This window comes from Pectinatus brassicae (assembly GCF_014201835.1).
GTDB lineage: Bacteria > Bacillota > Negativicutes > Selenomonadales > Selenomonadaceae > Pectinatus > Pectinatus brassicae.
In genome coordinates this window covers 1-3,564 of the sequence record NZ_JACHFH010000066.1, presented here as the reverse complement: position 1 = coordinate 3,564, position 3,564 = coordinate 1, and the positions used below count along the sequence as shown (strand labels likewise).

At 36.7% G+C, this 3,564-nt stretch carries 7 protein-coding genes; 3 read left to right on the top strand and 4 right to left on the bottom strand.

Features of this window, described 5'->3' with window-relative positions; genetic code table 11:
* Positions 1-6 precede the first annotated feature (6 nt).
* Complete coding sequence (locus HNR32_RS13530; protein WP_375782649.1) at positions 7-111, top strand: hypothetical protein; 105 nt, start codon at positions 7-9, stop codon at positions 109-111.
* Between the two features lies 1 nt (position 112).
* Here the strand turns inward: HNR32_RS13530 and HNR32_RS13525 are convergent, their stop codons facing one another.
* From HNR32_RS13525 to HNR32_RS14295, 3 genes are read right to left on the bottom strand one after another with little or no spacing between them, the layout of a single operon-like run.
* Positions 113-562 carry a TnsB C-terminal domain-containing protein gene (locus HNR32_RS13525; RefSeq protein WP_231038158.1) on the bottom strand — a complete coding sequence of 150 codons (450 nt, stop codon included), beginning with the start codon at positions 560-562 and terminating at the stop codon, positions 113-115.
* Complete coding sequence (locus HNR32_RS13520) at positions 562-741, bottom strand: PAS domain-containing protein (RefSeq protein WP_183863558.1); 180 nt, start codon at positions 739-741, stop codon at positions 562-564. The genes HNR32_RS13525 and HNR32_RS13520 overlap by 1 nt, the downstream gene beginning before the upstream one ends.
* Positions 716-844, bottom strand: coding sequence for a hypothetical protein (locus tag HNR32_RS14295; protein WP_260162789.1), 129 nt, complete (start codon positions 842-844; stop codon positions 716-718). Before HNR32_RS14295 ends, HNR32_RS13520 begins: the two co-directional genes overlap by 26 nt.
* A gap of 197 nt (positions 845-1,041) precedes the next feature.
* On the opposite strand from HNR32_RS14295, the gene HNR32_RS13515 reads away from it, so the two are divergent.
* Both HNR32_RS13515 and tnpA read left to right on the top strand, forming a co-directional pair.
* On the top strand, positions 1,042-1,638 hold the full coding sequence (locus HNR32_RS13515; protein WP_183863556.1) for a hypothetical protein: 597 nt from the start codon (positions 1,042-1,044) through the stop codon (positions 1,636-1,638).
* Between the two features lie 304 nt (positions 1,639-1,942).
* Positions 1,943-2,416, top strand: a complete 474-nt coding sequence (tnpA, locus tag HNR32_RS13510) for an IS200/IS605 family transposase (RefSeq protein ID WP_183863554.1) — start codon at positions 1,943-1,945, stop codon at positions 2,414-2,416.
* Positions 2,417-3,193: 777 nt separating this feature from the next.
* Here the strand turns inward: tnpA and HNR32_RS13505 are convergent.
* Positions 3,194-3,436 (bottom strand): hypothetical protein, encoded by a 243-nt coding sequence (locus tag HNR32_RS13505; protein ID WP_183863552.1) that lies wholly within the window; start codon positions 3,434-3,436, stop codon positions 3,194-3,196.
* Between the last annotated feature and the right edge of the window lie 128 nt (positions 3,437-3,564).

Below are 3,564 nucleotides of genomic sequence, written 5' to 3'. Positions count from 1 at the left end.
GAATACATTGAAACTTTTTATAACACAAAACGAATTCATAGTCATTGCGATTTTATATCACCTAATCAATATGAAAAAGAATATCTCAAATCAAACACATATTCTGCTTGAATTAAAAATCTGATGGAGTTCTCTGTTTAACTTGTACTTTTTCTTGACATAGTACCACAATGATTCGTTTAGAATTGTAATAAATGATGCAATGAAGAATAATTTTCTCAAAGTCTGACATAGTCAAGCAAGCATCTTTCCTGTAATCATGTACTCCACGTTCTTGATAATCAGGCTCAATTACACCTTTGCCTTTCAAGTGCTTTTTATAAGTTGACTGAACCACATCAAAGAATTTTTCCACCATTCCTTTCAATTCAGGTCTATAGGAAGGAAGATTAATTACTTTATCGCTCAGCTCGGCAATTTGCTCAAAGTTTTCTGATTTGTATTCACTCCCCATATCCGTAACCATTGTCGCAGGAAGTTTATCGCAAGTCCAATCCTCTTCACTTATAGAAATGCCAAACTGTTTGCACCAATCAGCTCTATCCGCTATAACATTCAGCATCAATCCCCGCAGGCTATACACGCCGCCCAGCCATATCCAAGCTCCTGTTCAATTGTCCGATTGGTGAATTTTAGCCACGTCTGATTAAAATAATTACATTTTCCATCAGTCCCTGCCCGCCATATCATATTCGGTGATGATTCCACAATAAGCTTATACTGCCTCAAATCCAGTTCCATGTGGTATCCACCTCCTTTCGCGTTTTTTCACTGCTATTCCCAGCCAACCGCTACTTCCATATACACCTTCCGCCATGTTCGATTTTGGTATACTATTCTCCATTTTGAGTCAAAACCCTTCGAAGAACGCTCTACAAACTAAAAAAAGACTGTTTTTATGGGGAAAGCGGCCTTGTATCCTTTTCCCAACAACTACCTGACAGTTATCTTTCATATTATAAAAATTAAGATTTTATCGAAAAATTCCGATATATATTGGAAATCAATAAATAACCCAAATAATAAGAAAGGATATATAAAATGCGAATAGACAACTATGGCACCTTTGCACAAAGTCGGCTATTATCTGACACTGGGAAAAACGGCGATGTATCCTTGCCTGATTATAGCGATTTCAACTTTAATACCAAAAAAGCTCCTACCATGAGCAATAAAAAATACAGAGAGGCTATAATAGCGCAGGCAAAAAAAGATCAGTTTGCCGGAAAATTTCAATCGGACTCCACTGGATTTAAAAACTTAGTAAAAAGTTATGTCTCTACTGTTTCTCCAGACAGAAAAAATATTATCAAAGACGGATTAACAGCCATATTCAAAAATAAATATCCACAACCTACAACACTTAACTTGATTGACTATCTGTTTGGGAACGTTAAATATCGTAAAGAAGCAACGGATGTATCTTATGCTGAATTTTACGACAGTAATGGCGAAATGGTAGCTTCTTACTCAAATGGTAAATGGATTTCCTATGGAACAAAGGCAGAAAACGCCCGTGAATCTGAGCTTTGTTCTATATATAATGCGGCGTGGAATAATGCCGCAAGAGCAAGTCAAAAAAATAGTTATGTGGCAAGTACAGACCCTTCGATAGGTTCAATTGATACATCAGTTTAGAGGTATTTTGGATTATGGCGATAGGTCTATTTGTCTGTAATGTTTGAACATATTAGACGTAATTAGCAAAACGGGAAGCTGAAAACAACTCTCGGCTTTCCATTTTGCTAATTATTTAGGTTCTATAATAAATGTTGGGGTAAGCAATGAATGATAGCTTGCCTCAACATTATTTTTTGTATATAAGAAAACCACGCGATAGTCGCGTGGTTCCGGAAAGCTTAAGCGGTAAACCCTAATGTGGTAACCTGTATATAAGCCTGCCAGCTTAAAATACAGATTATACATTAGGAGATGTCACTAAATGTCAAAACAAAAAAACAATGACACACATAGTTTAGCACATACGAAGTGGAATTGTAAGTATCATATAGTTTTTGCACCGAAGTATCGTAGAAAGGTATTTTATAAGGAAAAACGGCAAGAACTGCGAGATATAATGAGAACTTTATGTGAATGGAAGGGCGTAGAAATTATTGAGGGAGAAATATGCCCAGATCATATACATTTACTGGTTTGTATACCACCAAAGATAAGCGTTTCAGGATTTATGGGATATCTAAAAGGGAAAAGTAGCTTAATGATATTTCAAAAGTTTGGGAATATGAAATTTGCGTATAGAAATCGCGAATTTTGGTGCAAAGGATATTATGTAGATAAAGTTGGAAAAGACACAAAAGCCATAACAGAATATATAGCAAATCAGTTAAAACGAGATAAGGAAGCAGACCAATTAAGTTTGTTTGATCCTAGAGACCCGTTTACGGGTAGTAAATAAAAGTTGCATGGCTGGCAGACCAATAAAAAGCGCATTTATGCGCAGCCAGTGAAAAAGGGCTATGCCCGAAAAAGAAAAACCACCCGCTATGCGGGTGGTTGTGTCGCGGGGCACTGCCGTTTATTCTGTAAAAGGCATTTTTCTTTATTCTCTCTGGCTTTGCCAGTTATGCCCGCCACTCCATGGTGAACGCTCTTTTTCGCAAGCAGAAATCCCTGTGTTTTCGCGGGTTGAGGATAAAAAAAGACCCTGCATCAGCTTCGTTAAAAGCTTTAATGCAAGGTCCTTTTGTCTATGTCGGCGGGTTAGCCGTTTATTCTGTAAAAGGCATTTTTCTTTATTCTCTCTGGCTTTGTCAGTTATGCCCGCCACTCCATGGTGAACGCTCTCTTTTCGCAAGCAGAAATCCCTGTATTTTCTCGGGTTGAGGATAAAAAAAGACCTTGCATAAAAGCTTTGTTAAAAGCTTCAATGCAAGGTCTTTTTGTCTATGTCGGCGGGTTAGCCATTTTTGCCCTTATTCAGAATAAATGGCAGTGCCCCGTGACATAGTATCCTCGACCTTGTTAAACCAATTATAGCTGCCAATCCAAAAAATTGCAAGAGAGGCAAACTCCCTCTCCGCCCTGTACGTGACCCGTTTCTCGGACAGTTAGCATAACTCTTCATGATAAAATAAATAAAAATTCGTCTCATTAAATAAATCTGTGTAATTTACCGATTTAGTCAAATAACAAACACAATCGAAACGACTTATGCTATTCTATCCAGTTGTAGTTATTCTGATTTTGACTCGTCAGATTCCCGGTTAAATTTAACTACTTTCCAATATGTTGTTTTTTTGTCTCCTGATGTTTCACGAGGTGCTTCTATCGCATAATTCATATTATATTCTTCAAGAATTTTTTTCATTTTACTAAGTCCATAAACACGCCCTTTATTTGGATCTTTTCTTGAAAATGCTGTATCATGTAGCTTAGTAAATTCTTCTGAAAACGCCTTTTGTCCATCGTCAAACATCTTTGTTTGATTTACAGAATAAGATTCAAGAAATGGATAGGTTACAATTAACTAGACAACTTTTTTAAGGTCATGTAAAATAACATCAATAATAAAGGAGTTATAACATCATGACTAAAAAAAGACCA